Here is a 14,007-nt window from a genome sequence, read left to right as displayed (position 1 = left end):
ACGAAAGGAAGAGAGATGCCGAAAGAAATATTTGTATCCTATGGGGTGGACGTTGATGCTGTCGCCGGCTGGCTAGGATCCTATGGTGGCGAGGATAGCCCTTGCGACATTTCTCGCGGCGCCTTCGCGGGCAAGGTCGGCAGTCTTCGCCTGCTGCGCATGTTCGAGAAGTGGGGTATCAAGACGACCTGGTTTATCCCCGGCCATTCCATCGAAAGCTTCTGGGACGAGATGAAGCAAGTGGCCGATGCCGGTCACGAGATCGGGATGCATGGGTACAGCCATGAGAACCCCATCGCCATGTCGCCGGAACAGGAAGAGGCCATTTTCAATAAATGCGTCGACCTCATTACCACGCTCTCCGGCAAGTCGCCGCGCGGCTACGTGGCTCCGTGGTGGGAGTTCGGTTCCAAGACCAACGAGTTGCTGAAGCAAAAGGGCCTGCTTTACGACCACTCCCTTATGCACAACGACCATCACCCCTACTATGTGACTGTTGGTGATCAGTGGACGAAGATCGACTATTCCAAGCATCCGTCCGCTTGGATGAAACCCTATTCGCAGGGCGATGAGACGGACCTGATCGAGATCCCGGCGTCCTGGTATCTCGACGACCTGCCTCCGATGATGTTTATCAAGGCTTCGCCGAACAGCCACGGTTTCGTCAACCCCCGCGACATCGAGCAGATGTGGCGCGACCAGTTTGATTAGGTCTACGAGAATTACGACTACGCCGTGTTCCCGCTGACCATCCATCCCGACGTATCGGGCAAGCCGCATGTGCTGAAGATGCACGAGCGGCTCTACGATCACATGAAGGGCTTCGACGGCGTGAAGTTCGTCAAGATGGAAGAGATCGCGGCCGATTTCGGCAAGCGTTTCCCGCGCAGCGGCAAAGCACGTCCGAAGTCCTGAGCCGGCTTCACCGCACCATGGCCAGCGACCGCGCGGTCCCTGGCCGTTCGTTTGAATTGCCTGACCGGATGGATCTGATGATTCCGCTGTCTGGTTCATTCCATCACTCCTGCTGGGAACAGCGATCGTATCCTTCTTTCCGCAGGACTCCTATTTAACCAGGCAGGGTCTTGGTATTGGCATGCCTGACACCACCTGTAGAGGATATGCTTGAAACGTGTCGGGATCGATGGGTTTCCGAGGCATCAACCCAAGGGGCAGATCATGTGCTCGCTATGCGGCGTTCTGGGCAGCAACGAACATTGGACAGATGCTGTGGCCCGGCCCGGCGTTTACACGCGCAACGTCGAAAATGTTGATCGGCGCCGTGAGCGCGCCAATCGAGTTAGGATCGCGAACCGCATCTTAGCCTCTTTCGACATGCAGCTGGCGGATTGGCAAGGCACGTCGTTCGTCATTTCAACGCGAACCGGCAAGACAGAGATCATCAGCGATCTCGGCCACCTATGGCGGGCCGCCGAGCGTCTTTCGGGCAAGACCTGCGACCCGCTGAATGCTGATATAATCGCAAGCGTAGAAGCCGGCCGCGATGACTGAGCTACCGCCGTTCACGCCGGTCCATCTGCTGACAGGATTTCTCGGCTCGGGCAAAACCACGCTTCTGAAGCGGCTGCTGGACGATCCCGCTCTGTCGGACACAGCCGTCCTCATAAATGAGTTTGGCGAAGTCGGGCTTGACCACCATCTCGTCGAGCGGATTGACGAGACCATGGTGCTGCTCCAGTCAGGCTGCGTGTGTTGCACCATGCGCGGCGAATTGGCCGATGCGATTCGCGATCTGCACTCGAAGCGGGAACGCCGGCAGATATCGTTCAGGCAGGTGGTGATTGAAAGCACAGGATTGGCGGATCCATTTCCGGTTCTCTCCACGCTGAAATCTGACCCAATGCTGAGACATCATTTCAAATCTGGTAATGTAGTGGCAACGGTGGATGCCGTGAACGGGGCGGCTGAACTCGACAGATACATCGAGTGCAACCGTCAGGTCGCTATTGCCGACAGGCTGGTCGTAACCAAGACCGATCTTGCCGAATATAGCCAGATCGAACTTCTTACAGACCGGTTGCGCCGCATCAATCCTGATGCGGCGATCTTGAATATTCAATCTCAGTTCTGTGCCAAGGATCTTTTCGAGCCGGATCTAGCTACCCGCGGGAGCATGCTGCAATCGCAATCGGGTTTCTTTTGCGAAGAAACGGCTGTTTTGTTGAACGCCGACGGACAAACTCATCCGGCGGCGATCGCGTCCTGCGTCCTGACGTGGGAGGAAGAAGTCGATTGGACCGCGTTCGGCCTATGGCTCACTATGCTGCTTAACAGGCACGGCGAACGCGTCCTTCGAGTGAAAGGGATCTTGAATATTTCAGGAGAAGAACGTCCCGTCGCCATCCATGGCGTGCAACACCTTGTTCATCCCCCGGTCCATATGGAGGCATGGCCGAGCAACGATCGTCGCTCGCGTCTCGTGATCATTGTCGACGGCGTTGATCTGAAACAGGTTCAACGGTCGTTCGCTGCATTTGCCTTGAGAAGTCGAACCCCGGCAAATAGGTGCTCTGATGGTATCGGCGTCTTCCCCCTTCCGAACGACTTGATTTCCTGTGAAACGGGAAGAGAGGGGTAGTGTGCCGGAGTTCTGCTAGTTTACCGAGACAAAGCGGTCATGGCAGGCTGGTGACGTTCACCTGATTCCCGCGAAGAGCGCGACCGTGACTGAAAATAACACCGCCCACGCCGCCGCCGAAGACGTCTGCTTTCGAACCCACATGTGCGTCACGAAGTGATCGGTGCGGTGATGCAGGAGGCGCCGAGGCCGGCATGAACGAGGGGCTCGGGGGTCCACCTTTGTCACCCGTTTGGGCAAGCGTGATCTGTGAGTTCCGCAGGACCCTCAGAGGCCAATCTCTCCCAAGCTATTCGAACAAAGTAGGCATGTAACAGCCGACGTGATGGTGTCGTACTTGATCGTTCGCGACGCTTACATCGAAACCGGATGAGCAAACACCCACCGAAGGCAGCAAACGGAATCGGGGAACCGATCATCCGGGCTACACGGGATAACAGGGCTAGAGCATCGGGCGATTAACATGCAACGTAGCCTGCCTGTTTGAGATAGTTCCAGCATTCGGTTGGATCGAACATGGCGCAGATGCTTCCGACGGCGCGGACGAGATCGTCGTAGGTGCGCGCTTTGGCCTTTCGCAACAGGGTTTTGAGCTTTGCGAAGGCCATCTCGATCGGGTTGAGGTCCGGCGAATATTTGGGCAGGAAGAGGAACCTGGCGCCGCGCCGTTTGAGCGCCTCTGCGGCGCGCGGACTTTTGTGGACATTGAGATTGTCCAGAATAACGATGTCGCCGCGCCCGAGAGCCGGTGCGAGCTGGGTTTCGACATAGGCATCGAACGCCGCCCCGTCGATGGCTCCCTCGATGATCCAGGGGGCCACCAGTTCATGGCAACGCAGGCCGGCGATGAAGGTCTGGGTATGCCATTTGCCGAAGGGCGCATCGGCGAGGAGCCTCTTGCCGCGCAGGCTGCGCCCGCGCAATGGGGTCATGTTGGTCTTCACGCTCGTTTCGTCGATGAAGACGATCCGCGCCGGCACGGCGCGCATCAGAGGCTGATGATGGTCGCGCCACTCACGCCGCGCCGCTCTCACGTCGGGCCGTTCTTGCTCCGACGCCAGCAGGGCTTTTTTTATACGTAAACCCCTCCCGGCACAGCAACTTCGACAGGTTCGACGGGTCCGCCCTAACGCCGTGCTCGTCTTCAAGCCACGCGCCAAGCTCAGGCATCGTGATGTCCGGCCTGGCCATCACTTTGTCGACAATGGCCTGACGATACGCGCCGAGTTTGCCAGACCCGGCAGGACGCCCCTGACGGGCCGGTTCGACGGAACCAGTCGCCGCATAGCGTGCCTGAACGCGTACCGCCGTCGAAGGCGCCACCTCAAACTGCGCCGCAACTGCCCGCCGCGACTTGCCCTCGGCAATGCCGCGAACAAGTCGAAGCCTCAAATCCTGCGAAACCGCTTTGCCCATGGTGCACCTCCGCATCCATAGGAATCAGACTTCAGTCGAAAAGGGAATCCCAACGATTCACCCTATTCGCCCGACGCTCTAGCAGGCTGTTGAAGAAGCCCACTTGCGAGCGATGAAGTCTGCTTCATCGCCGCCATGGAAGCAGATTTGTCCGCTGATGGAGCCATCGGGTTGGATTTCGGCCCAACCATCGCCCTGAGCCTCGTCCATTTCGTCGTTGCCTTGCCAGGAGAAGGAGGCGTGGTTGCCATCGCCGGCACCGAAGATCTGTCCGGTGACGCAGCCGAAAGCGAATTCGCCCGAACCATTGGCTTCGAAGCGGATGTAGGCGGGCTCGACCATGTCGGGATAGTCCTCGACATAGTCGGGCATCGCAACGATCCGCCAGCACCCCACGAGGCTCATGCCGGCGCTGCCAGCAGCTTGGGCAGGCGGATCAGGTTGTAGGCCGCCAGGTTCAAGGTGAAGGCGGCACCCACCCGGGCGCATCCCCGCAGCTTGACCTTGGCCATGCCGGCGGATGACTTGATCCAGCCGAACACCTCTTCGATCCGCTTGCGGCAGCGCTGGCTGACATCATAGCCGGGATGGCGTTTTGTTCGGTCATCGATGGCCGTCACACGAGGCTTGCCAGTTTTGCTCAGATGGCCGTCGACGGCGATGTGCGGCGTGACCTTGCGCTCGCGCAGGTCCTTGATGAAAGCGCGCACGTCATAGGCCTTGTCGGCACCCAGCGTGATGCGCCGCCGCGATGGCCGACGCTCCACCATGGCGAGCGCGGCCTCCCGCTCGGCCGTGCCCGTTGCCTGGGTGACGCCGCCGTCGACAGCCAACCCGTGACGGTTCTCCATCAGCGCATGGCCCATGTAGCACAGCCTCGCCGGCTGACCGTCGCCCTTCTTGTAGAGCCGCGCCTGCGGGTCGCTCGTGCTCTGGTGCGTGTCGTTGGAGCGCTTCTCCTTGTGGAAGCCGCGTTCGGCGTTGCGGCCAGCACCGTCCGGATCATTGTCGCCGCCATCCTTGCGGCGGAAGCTCTTGATCGAGGCCCAGGCTTCGATCAGCGTTCCATCCACCGAGAAATGGTCCGATGACAACAGTCGCTTTACCTTCGGCTGCGCAAGCACCGCGCGCAAGAACTTCGCCGCGATCTCGCCTTCCAGCAAACGGTCTCGGTTCTTGCTGAAGCTCGAATGATCCCAGGCCGGATCATCAACGCCCAGACCCACGAACCAGCGGAACAGAAGATCGAACTCCATCCGCTCCATCAACTGACGCTCCGAACGAATGCCGTAGAAAGCCTGCAACAGCATCGCACGTAGCAATCGCTCCGGTGCTATCGACGGGCGGCCGAACCCTGGCGGATAAAGCACCGCAAAGTCGCCGTCCATCTCAACCAGCGCCGCATTGACGATCGCTCGGATCGCACGCAGCGGATGATCCCGCCGCACACGTGCCTCAAGGTCGACATATGAAAAAAGAGAGCCTGTCCGCTCGTCCGATCCGCGCATCCACCAATCCCAAATCAGTCTGGGATCAGTGAATCACGCTCCCCACAGCTGTGCTAGCACTTCTTCAACAGCCTGCTAGGACACATCAAGACAGCAAATGGGTTCAGGCAGTTCTTGTTGCGAGGCATCAGGAAGGTAAGCAGCCATGGGGCGACAAAGTGCATTGCCCCACAACCTCACGAAGCTCGCCAACGCCGTCTAAGCCGCCTGACCCAAGGTCGATAAGCTGTTTCCGAAAGGGTCATCGTTAATGACCCCTACACCTGAAGTCGTTCAGCCATCTCAAGGAAGTCGCCGATCACCATATCCCAATCCTGGACAGGGTGCAGGTCTGTCGTCTGGCCTGATCCGTGCTCGGTAGGACGGAAGACAAAGGCAGTTCGCAGTCCGCATGCCCGCGCTGCTGCCAGATCTCCATTATGGGCAGCCACAAGACAGATCTCATTCGACCTCATCGCCAGGACATCAGCTGTGCGAAGATAGGCTTCAGGCGCCGGCTTGTACGCTTTCACGACCTCGGCACCGAGGATCGCGTCCCACGGAATGCCGCTACGCTTTGCCATATTGAGCATCAGAGCGATGTTGCCGTTCGAGAGCGGCGCGATGATATAGCGCGCCTTCAGCCGTGTGAGGCCGGCCACCGCGTCCGGCCAGGGGTCCAATCGGTGCCAAGCTCGGCTCAGTTCGTCCAGCTCCGCAGCTGGCACCGAAGCCGGGGCGATCCCGAATTCTGGCAGAACGGCTTCCAGATTCTCCCGATGCAGCACGTCTAACCGTTCAAAGGGCCGCCGGCCATTTCGTATCTCCTCCATCGCTGGGGAGTATCGGCGACGCCAAGCATCAGCGAAAGCTGTCGGACTGACCGATCCTGCACCATGCCGCTTCAAGAACGTTTCAGCGTCGCGGGCCACACCGCTGCGCCAGTCGACAACAGTGCCGAAGACGTCGAAAACCAGAGCGCGCACACCATCCATTGTCATAACGAAGCACCTCCTTGTTCAACTTTCGGCTCTCACCGACAGCAACGCCCAAACTGTGCAGTCTAATAGTCCATTTACTGGCAATGGGTTCCTTGAGTATCGTACCCCAGCATGATCAGTTCCACGCCTTAGAGACCCATGACACGATAGGATGCGGGCCAGAGGCGATGGTTGCGGATGCACATGCCGACCACTCTGCCGAAGCCCGTCAGACACCAAAGCGCAGATTGCGGGGCTCGAAATAACGTTTCTCCAGATGTTGATGGCTCGCTCTGGCTGAGGCTCGCCATGACCGGGGCAGATGTACCTTGCGGTATTTCCCGATGATCTCGCCATTGCAATCGACGATGACGATGGAGGTGTTGAAGCGCCACTTCCTGCGGCTTTCGTCATCAGTTTGGCATAGCTGACGTACAAGCCGATCCGAGTTCTCTGGACTCCTCGAAAAGCGGTGCGGTTTCCGGTCCCGGCGTGTCGTGCTCGTAATAGCTGGCGAGTTCGGCCTCGTTCTCGATCACCCTGCGGGGAAAGGTCGGGAGGTATGTTCGGGAAGCACCACAAGTTCGGCGCCCCTTCCTTTTGCTTCGCGCATCATCGCCAGCAGGCGGCAAACCGTCTCATTGCGGGTATGGACACTGGCGCTCGGCCCCATTTGCGCCGATGCGGCTTTGACCATGGGAGACGTGTTGTTCTCCTTTAGGCAAACGCAGCGCGATTCTTGCCAGGCGACTTTCCGTTCGGGGTCGCGTAACAACAAACAGTCAAAGCGGATCGGCGCGATGTGGTCAAACGCTGAATCCACCTTGGCAGTCACCCTTTTTCGTTTGCGGCCGTTGCATGTCCCCGCAGCCACTCGATTGATGCCGTAAAGCTTGCGGTGTCGACGCCGCGCTCGAGATTCATGTCCTGTTCGACATGGCGTAGGTGGCTCAACATCTCTTTTTCGGCCGCCGCGTGGTCTCCCTCCGCGATGGCGCGCACGATGCGGCTGTGTTCTTCGGGCGGACAGGCCTCGTCGCGGCCCGCATACAAAAGGATGGCCAGGCAGGTCAGCGCCTGGAGCTGGTTCATCAAACGCACCAGGATGCGGTTCCCTGCCATTTCCGCGAGCAGAAGATGAAATTCACCGGACAGCCCGACCTGCGTCCCCCGGCTGTTAGTGCGCCTGGCTTCGTCTTCCCTGGCCAGATGCTGATCCAGTCGGACAATGAGGTCCTGTCTGGAAGGTGCGCTTGCAAGGATCCTGACGATGTCGGGCTCGACCATGCGGCGCACGGCAAGGATGTCGCGGGCTTCCTTCTTGGTTGGCGCCGCGATGGTTGATCCGATGTTGGGGGATTTCACCAGGATACCGTCTTGAGCAAGGCGAGCCATGGCCTGGCGCACGACCGTGCGGCTGACATCGAACGTAGTCGCGAGCTGCTCTTCGGTTATTTTCTCGCCCGGAGGCAGTCTTTGCTCAAATATCGCCTGAAGTATACGCTTGCGAATCTCTACTTCTGTCCTTCCGTGTGACTTTTCAAATCGGCTAAGTGTGCGTTCCACGGTGCCTTACCTTGCTGTCTTGAGTGTTTCTCAAAAAGAGCCTTCACGAATTCAGGTCTCTCCGTTTGAGGCTCTTCGCCGAATCACTACGCTAGACTCGCAACGCCCTTGGATTTCCGGAGCGCTACAGAATCGTTGTCCGTATAGGCGTGTTTCGCACCAAGGTGAACCGTGCTCCACGCGCGGTCGATGCACCGGCGTGGATATCCGCTTGGACGTGCATCCGTGGTGCTCGTGGCCTGCCCAGGTCACCTAAGGGATTTCGATCGAGGCCTCTTTGAGAGTTGACAAAGAGCCAAACTAATGCAGAAATTCATTGTGCACAATATGGGATATAACACGCCCAAGGCACGATAGAGATCGGCGGTTCGCTGTTTGAGGAAGCGTGAACCGTCAGCCGGGCGGACCAGCCATGTCCGCTCTGCGATGAAGCTTGTGGAGGAAGTGCAAGATGGCTGGCGTGCCGATGAGCGCGATGGATCGCGCCATGCTGCCTGGTATTGGCAGTCGCGAGTTTGGGTCGTCGGATCGTGCCGGTGTCCCGGGCCGCAACCGTCTCGCACGCGTTTGTGCTGTTCGTGCCCGTGTTGTTCGTCAAGGCGGGGTTTGACCTTGTCCCCCGCTCTCCAGGTAAATGCGATCAGCAAGCGCTATGGGGCGACGACCGCCCTTCAGGACGTATCGTTTCAGTTGGAGCGCGGACAGGTCTGCGGGCTCCTCGGCGAGAACGGGGCTGGCAAGTCGACCCTCGTCAAATGCATAAGCGGGGTGATCAGGCCGGATACCGGCGAGATCCTGCTTAACGGCGAGCCTTACCGTCCGCGGTCGATCGTCGAGGGCAACCGCCGAGGGGTATCCACTGCGTTTCAGGAGCTCAGCCTTGTTCCGACGCTCTCCGTGGTTGTGAACCTATTCCTGCCGCATCCGGAGCGGAACGGGCTGGGTCTAGTGCCGACCCGCAAGCTCGAGCAGCGGGCGGTCGAGATTCTTGAAGAGCATGGCGTTCGCGATATCAAGCCGTCCGTCCTGGTCGGCGACCTCCCTTTGGGCATGCGCCAGCGCATCGAGATCGTGCGCGCGCTGCAGCGCAGGCCGTCCGTGCTGCTTCTCGACGAGCCGACCGCCGCCCTGTCTGATCGTGAATGGCTGTTCGGTCTGATCGACAAGGCGGTCGCAGAGGGGACTTCGATCCTCTACATCAGCCACAAGCTGGACGAGATTCGCCGCCTCTGCAGCCGCTGCGTCATCCTTCGAAACGGGCGCAAGGTCATGGACAGCGACGTCGAGTCCATGTCCAACGACGAGATCTTCACTAATATGGCCGGGCGCTCGGTTGTCGAGACGTTCGTCAGCAGGGCGCCCGCCATCCGGGTCGGCGGGGCGCCCCGGCTCGAGGTGCGCAATCTAAAGGGACCGGGTGTCGAGGATGTAAGCTTCAAGCTCGCGCCCGGCGAATGCCTTGGCGTCGCGGGGTTGGAAGGGCACGGCCAGTCGAGCCTGTTCAAGGCCCTGATCGGTTTGTCCCCGGTGGAAGCCGGCACGATCTCGGTGGACGGCGTCGACGTTGCCATTCGCTCGCCGCGAGAGGCGCTGAAGCATGGCGTCGCGCTGGTGCCGGAGGAAAGGAAATCCGAAGGCATTTTCAGCGACCTGACGACGATGGCCAATATTTCGATGCCAGTCATCGACAGCATCACCCGTTTCGGCCTCGTGAACCGCAATGCCGAACGTCGCGCTGTCAGTGTCGTCACGCCGTCAGTCAATCTGTCGGAGCGCTTCCTAGGCTACGGCATTGGGACGCTGTCGGGCGGCAACCAGCAGAAGGCGATCCTGGCGCGCGCCCTCATCAGCGGCGCCAAATGCCTGCTTCTGTTCGACCCCACGCGCGGCGTCGACGTCGGAGCCAAGCAGAATATCTACGCCATGATGGCGGCTTTCGTCCGCAACGGCGGCTCGGTGCTGTTCTGTTCGACCGAGCTCGATGAACTGGTCCATCTCTGCGACCGCTGCCTTGTCATGTACCGCAACGCGATCGCCGGCGACCTGCGTCGCGAGGAGCTGTCGCAGGATCGGCTTCTGTCCATCGCATCGGGTTTCAAGCCGCGGCCGGATGCCGGCTTGGCCGCCGTCAGCCAGAAGGATGCTCGATGATGGCTCAGGCTTCGCCATGGTACAGGCGATTGGGCGGCGGCGCCTTGCCGGCGATCCTGCTGCTCATCCTGATGCTCGGCATCTATGCCGCTTACGAGCCGTCGGCGCTGACTAGCTTCGGGATCAGCAATCTCTTGAACAACGCGATCGTGCTCGCTTTGGCCGCGACCGGCCTGACGATCGTCGTGCTGACCGGTGAATTCGACCTGTCGGGCGCCGGCGTCGTCGCTATCTGCAACGTCATGGCCGCGACGCTGAGCATGGGCGCCCCGGGCAGCATGGGAACCCTTGGCCTCGTGCTTCTGGCGGGGCTGCTCGTCGGCGCGATCAACGCCTATCTGATAGCCATGCTCGGGCTGCAGTCGCTGGCGGTGACGATCGGCTCGCTGATCGTGTGCCAGGGCATAGCGCTGATCATCCTGCCGGCGCCCGGCGGCGAGGTTGCCGACGCGATCATCTCCGGCGTGACGGGCGATCTCTTGGGCATCCCGATCGCCGGCATCATGTTCGTGGCGCTTGCGCTGGCATGGACCTTCTTGAAGAACACCAGGTGGGGGCTCGCCGTCTATGCCGTGGGCGCCGACCCCGTCGCCTCGCGCCTCTCGGGCCTGAACGTTCCTACGACCAAGTTCATCGCGTTCGTGCTCGCCGGGCTTTGCTACGGCGGGGCGGGTTTCGTCTACAGCGCCGAGATTGGGTCTGGCGACCCGCGCATAAGCGATTCCTTCCTGCTTTACATGTTCGCCGCCGTCGCCATCGGCGGGACGTCGCTCGTGGGCGGGCGTGGCGGCGTGCTCGGCTCGCTCATCGGAGTGGGCATCCTGACGGTGATGCAGAAGATGCTGTTCGCGATCGGCGTCGCTGAATTCTACACCAACATTTTCAACGGGTTGATCATGATTGCCGCGATCTTCTTCGGCCAGCTTTCGTCGCTTGTGGCACGGATCGCACTGAGGAGACCCGCGTGATACAGAACAAGCAGACCACAGCCGTCGACGATATCGCCGGGTTCGAGAAATCTGTCGCGCGGCAGTGGCTGCGCTCCGACGCCAGGCCGGCGGCGCTGGTGCTGCTGGCCACCGTCGCGCTGATCGTCAGCATGAAGCTGGTCAACTCGGAATTCGGCTCGCTCAACCAGCTCAACGCCATCCTGATCACGTCGATCTTCCTCGTCGTGGCTTCGTTTGGCCAGGGGCTCGTCATCCTGACGGGTGGCATCGACCTCTCGATCGGCGTCGTGATGGGCATCGGCGGGATGATCATCGCCGGCATGACGCGGGGCAGCGACGACATGCTGATTTACGCTCTGCCGACCGCGCTCGCCTGTTGCACGGCGATCGGCGTGATCAACGGCATCGGCGTTGCCGTGGCCAAGCTGCCGCCATTCATCATGACGCTTTCGTCGGGCACGACCTTCTTCGGCGTCGGGCTGGCGCTCACGGCGGGCAGCTCGCAGCAGGCGGTCGCGCCCGCCTTGCAGCAGTTCATGAGCGGGAGCTGGCTCGGCCTGCCGCTGCCGGTCTGGTTCCTGATCCTCTTTGCCGTACTCGCGACGCTGGTCCAGAACGGCACCGCCGGAGGCCGCAAGCTCTATGCCATGGGCAGCAGTCCCGGCGCCGCGCGTGTACTCGGGCTTCCGACCACGATGCTGACCATCGCCGTCTATGGGGCCAGCGGGCTGTGCGCGGGAATAGCCGGCATCCTGCTCGCCGGCTACTCCTCGAGCGCGACGCTGGACATGGGCAACGCGCTGTTGATGCCGACCATCGCGGCCGTGGTGATCGGTGGCGCCCGCGTCACCGGCGGAGCCGGCATCTATCTGGGCACGCTGGCGGGCGCGTTTTTCTTGAGCACGCTTTCGACCGTGATCACGATCATGAGCCTGTCGCAGGGCCTGCGCAGCGTCATCCAGGGCGGCATCATCATCGGAGCGCTTCTGCTCCAAAGCAGTCGGTCCGCGCAGAGGCGCTGACCGGACAACGACGGCACAAAAAGGAGGAAGAGCAAATGGAAGGCAAGAGAATATCTCGGCGTATAGCCAAGGCGGCCGCGGCCGCGCTGGTCTCGTCACTATGCGTGGTTCCGCTGAGCCAGGCCAATGCCAAGGATCATTACAAGGTGTTCCTGAACATGAGCTACAGCGGCAATTCATGGCAGGCGGCGGCGGCCAACGGCATCAAGGCGCTCGCGGCGACGCCGCCCTACGACAAGATGATCGAGTTCAAGACCGTCATCTCGGGCACGGACGTGCAGCGCCAGATTTCCGACCTGCAGAGCATGATCGCCGCCGGCGCCGACGCGATCCTTATCATGCCTCTCTCCCCGACAGCGCTCAACCGGGTTGTCAAGCAGGCCTGCGACAAGGGCATCGCCGTCTTCACCTACGACGCCACCGTCACGCAGCCATGCGCCCACAATGTCAGCAGCATCACGGCCCGCTACGGCGCCAACACTGCCCAGTGGATGGTCAATCAGATGGGCGGAAAGGGCGAGGTCGTATTCAATCACGGCGTTGCCGGCACGACCGTAACCAAAACCTATGATGAGCAGGCATACGGCGTCTTCAAGAAATATCCCAGCATCAAGATTGTCGGCGATTTCTATGGCAACTGGAACGACGCGACCTCCCAGGAGGAAGTCGCCAAGATCCTTGCCGCTCACCCGAATATCGACGGCATCTGGAGCGTGGACGGCAGCTACGGATCGCTGCAGGCCGTGATGAACGGCCGTCCGGACCGTTTGGTGACAATGGCGGGGCAATCCAACAACGGCTATCGCCTGGCCATTGCCGATCCCGCCATGCAGGCGAAGGGACTCAAGGGCGTTTCCTCGAGCTCCGGTCCCTCGGTCGGCGGCTATGCCTTCAAGCTGATGATGGAAGTGGTGACGGGCAAGAAGAAGCTGGACCAGCAGAATGTCGAGTTCCCGCTGCCTTGGGTCGAGCCGAAGGACGTCAAGGTTTGCCCCGGCGACGCCTTTGTCAACGGCTGCAACACCTTCCCGGCCGACAAGGTGTCGGCGTTGTTCCTCGACACAGCGCTCGACGGCAAGCTGCTGCCGGAACTGAGCATCGATGCTGTGCAGACCGGCAACCCGAAGGCTGGCGCGAAGATTGAGGAATTGCCCCCGGTGAAATATGCCGACACGCTGCCGGGCGTCAACTGCACCGACTGCACGCCGCCGGCCGACTGGCTCGAGCCCAACCTCGTGAAGCCCATCCCGGTGCCGAACTAAGCCTCGCGACAACGGGACATGAACATCTTGGGCATCGGATCCGGCTAAGATCCGATGCCGGGCCATCTGCAAGGTTGGTCATCGCAATTCCTCGACGCGGCAGGATGAACGCCGTGCAGACTTTGAAAATACGGAGAAGCAACAAGTGACGAGGATAAACATCAAGGCAGGCGACTTCAGCTTCAAGGCAAGGCTGGAAGAAAAGCTTGCACCGAAGACCTGCGCGCTTTTCCGCTCTCTCCTGCCCTACAAGGAGCGCATCATCCATGTCCGTTGGAGCGGCGAAGGCTGCTGGATTCCCCTGGGTGAGACGGATTTCGGAGTCAGCTTCGAAAACGCGACCAGCTATCCGGCGCCCGGTCAGTTCATCCTCTATCCAGGCGGCTTCAGCGAGACCGAGATCCTGCTGGCCTATGGCGGCGTGAATTTCGCCAGCAAGATGGGCCAGCTTGCCGGAAATCATTTCCTGACGATCACCGAAGGCCAGGAGAATTTGGCCGAACTGGGCAAGACGGTTCTTTGGCACGGTGCGCAGAACGTCGAGTTCTCTGTAGCCGATTAACCGGGACGTCTC

Annotated in this window: 13 protein-coding genes and 1 pseudogene; 8 read left to right on the top strand and 6 right to left on the bottom strand. The window is 60.5% G+C overall.

Annotated elements, in window-relative coordinates:
* The first annotated feature begins 15 nt into the window (after positions 1-15).
* The 3 genes and pseudogenes from LB556_RS26135 (at position 16) to LB556_RS26125 (ending at position 2,599) form a co-directional block, all read left to right on the top strand.
* A pseudogene (locus tag LB556_RS26135) lies at positions 16-915 on the top strand (polysaccharide deacetylase family protein).
* 264 nt (positions 916-1,179) lie between these two features.
* Positions 1,180-1,512, top strand: a complete 333-nt coding sequence (locus tag LB556_RS26130; RefSeq protein ID WP_224570502.1) for a hypothetical protein — start codon at positions 1,180-1,182, stop codon at positions 1,510-1,512.
* Positions 1,505-2,599, top strand: coding sequence for a CobW family GTP-binding protein (locus LB556_RS26125; protein WP_224570461.1), 1,095 nt, complete (start codon positions 1,505-1,507; stop codon positions 2,597-2,599). The genes LB556_RS26130 and LB556_RS26125 overlap by 8 nt, the downstream gene beginning before the upstream one ends.
* A gap of 458 nt (positions 2,600-3,057) precedes the next feature.
* Here LB556_RS26125 and LB556_RS26120 read toward each other — a convergent pair whose 3' ends face one another.
* The 6 genes from LB556_RS26120 to LB556_RS26095 all read right to left on the bottom strand — a co-directional run bounded on the left by LB556_RS26120 (position 3,058) and on the right by LB556_RS26095 (position 8,048).
* Positions 3,058-3,747: an IS630 family transposase gene (locus LB556_RS26120; protein WP_224570460.1), complete on the bottom strand. Its 690-nt coding sequence runs from the start codon at positions 3,745-3,747 to the stop codon at positions 3,058-3,060.
* Positions 3,748-4,093: 346 nt separating this feature from the next.
* The gene (locus tag LB556_RS26115) at positions 4,094-4,357 is read right to left on the bottom strand and encodes a hypothetical protein (RefSeq protein WP_224570459.1); all 264 of its coding nucleotides are present in this window, start codon (positions 4,355-4,357) and stop codon (positions 4,094-4,096) included.
* A gap of 59 nt (positions 4,358-4,416) precedes the next feature.
* A complete protein-coding gene (locus LB556_RS26110) occupies positions 4,417-5,523 on the bottom strand; it encodes an IS5 family transposase (RefSeq protein ID WP_224570458.1) in 1,107 nt (368 codons plus the stop codon).
* A gap of 257 nt (positions 5,524-5,780) precedes the next feature.
* On the bottom strand, positions 5,781-6,503 hold the full coding sequence (locus LB556_RS26105) for a haloacid dehalogenase type II (protein ID WP_318011324.1): 723 nt from the start codon (positions 6,501-6,503) through the stop codon (positions 5,781-5,783).
* 514 nt (positions 6,504-7,017) lie between these two features.
* Positions 7,018-7,317: a hypothetical protein gene (locus LB556_RS26100; RefSeq protein WP_224570457.1), complete on the bottom strand. Its 300-nt coding sequence runs from the start codon at positions 7,315-7,317 to the stop codon at positions 7,018-7,020.
* Positions 7,314-8,048 carry a GntR family transcriptional regulator gene (locus LB556_RS26095; RefSeq protein WP_224570456.1) on the bottom strand — a complete coding sequence of 245 codons (735 nt, stop codon included), beginning with the start codon at positions 8,046-8,048 and terminating at the stop codon, positions 7,314-7,316. The genes LB556_RS26100 and LB556_RS26095 overlap by 4 nt, the downstream gene beginning before the upstream one ends.
* A gap of 612 nt (positions 8,049-8,660) precedes the next feature.
* Between LB556_RS26095 and LB556_RS26090 the strand changes: the two genes are divergently transcribed.
* The 5 genes from LB556_RS26090 (at position 8,661) to LB556_RS26070 (ending at position 13,995) form a co-directional block, all read left to right on the top strand.
* Positions 8,661-10,199 (top strand): sugar ABC transporter ATP-binding protein, encoded by a 1,539-nt coding sequence (locus tag LB556_RS26090; RefSeq protein ID WP_224570455.1) that lies wholly within the window; start codon positions 8,661-8,663, stop codon positions 10,197-10,199.
* Positions 10,196-11,167 (top strand): ABC transporter permease, encoded by a 972-nt coding sequence (locus LB556_RS26085; RefSeq protein ID WP_224570454.1) that lies wholly within the window; start codon positions 10,196-10,198, stop codon positions 11,165-11,167. Before LB556_RS26090 ends, LB556_RS26085 begins: the two co-directional genes overlap by 4 nt.
* Positions 11,164-12,171 carry an ABC transporter permease gene (locus LB556_RS26080; protein ID WP_224570453.1) on the top strand — a complete coding sequence of 336 codons (1,008 nt, stop codon included), beginning with the start codon at positions 11,164-11,166 and terminating at the stop codon, positions 12,169-12,171. The genes LB556_RS26085 and LB556_RS26080 overlap by 4 nt, the downstream gene beginning before the upstream one ends.
* 35 nt (positions 12,172-12,206) lie before the next feature.
* The gene (locus tag LB556_RS26075; protein ID WP_224570452.1) at positions 12,207-13,433 is read left to right on the top strand and encodes a sugar ABC transporter substrate-binding protein; all 1,227 of its coding nucleotides are present in this window, start codon (positions 12,207-12,209) and stop codon (positions 13,431-13,433) included.
* 145 nt (positions 13,434-13,578) lie between these two features.
* On the top strand, positions 13,579-13,995 hold the full coding sequence (locus LB556_RS26070) for a DUF3830 family protein (RefSeq protein WP_224570451.1): 417 nt from the start codon (positions 13,579-13,581) through the stop codon (positions 13,993-13,995).
* Positions 13,996-14,007: the final 12 nt, after the last annotated feature.

Source organism: Mesorhizobium sp. ES1-4, assembly GCF_020164745.1.
In the GTDB taxonomy this organism is placed as follows: domain Bacteria; phylum Pseudomonadota; class Alphaproteobacteria; order Rhizobiales; family Rhizobiaceae; genus Mesorhizobium.
This window is presented reverse-complemented; position numbering and strand designations above follow the sequence as displayed.

Coding starts and splice junctions, on each gene's coding strand:
- LB556_RS26130 (WP_224570502.1), top strand. CDS start 1,180: ATGTGCTCGCTATGCGGCGTTCTGGGCAGCAACGAACATTGGACAGAT.
- LB556_RS26125 (WP_224570461.1), top strand. CDS start 1,505: ATGACTGAGCTACCGCCGTTCACGCCGGTCCATCTGCTGACAGGATTT.
- LB556_RS26115 (WP_224570459.1), bottom strand. CDS start 4,357: ATGGTCGAGCCCGCCTACATCCGCTTCGAAGCCAATGGTTCGGGCGAA.
- LB556_RS26110 (WP_224570458.1), bottom strand. CDS start 5,523: ATGCGCGGATCGGACGAGCGGACAGGCTCTCTTTTTTCATATGTCGAC.
- LB556_RS26105 (WP_318011324.1), bottom strand. CDS start 6,503: ATGACAATGGATGGTGTGCGCGCTCTGGTTTTCGACGTCTTCGGCACT.
- LB556_RS26085 (WP_224570454.1), top strand. CDS start 10,196: ATGATGGCTCAGGCTTCGCCATGGTACAGGCGATTGGGCGGCGGCGCC.
- LB556_RS26075 (WP_224570452.1), top strand. CDS start 12,207: ATGGAAGGCAAGAGAATATCTCGGCGTATAGCCAAGGCGGCCGCGGCC.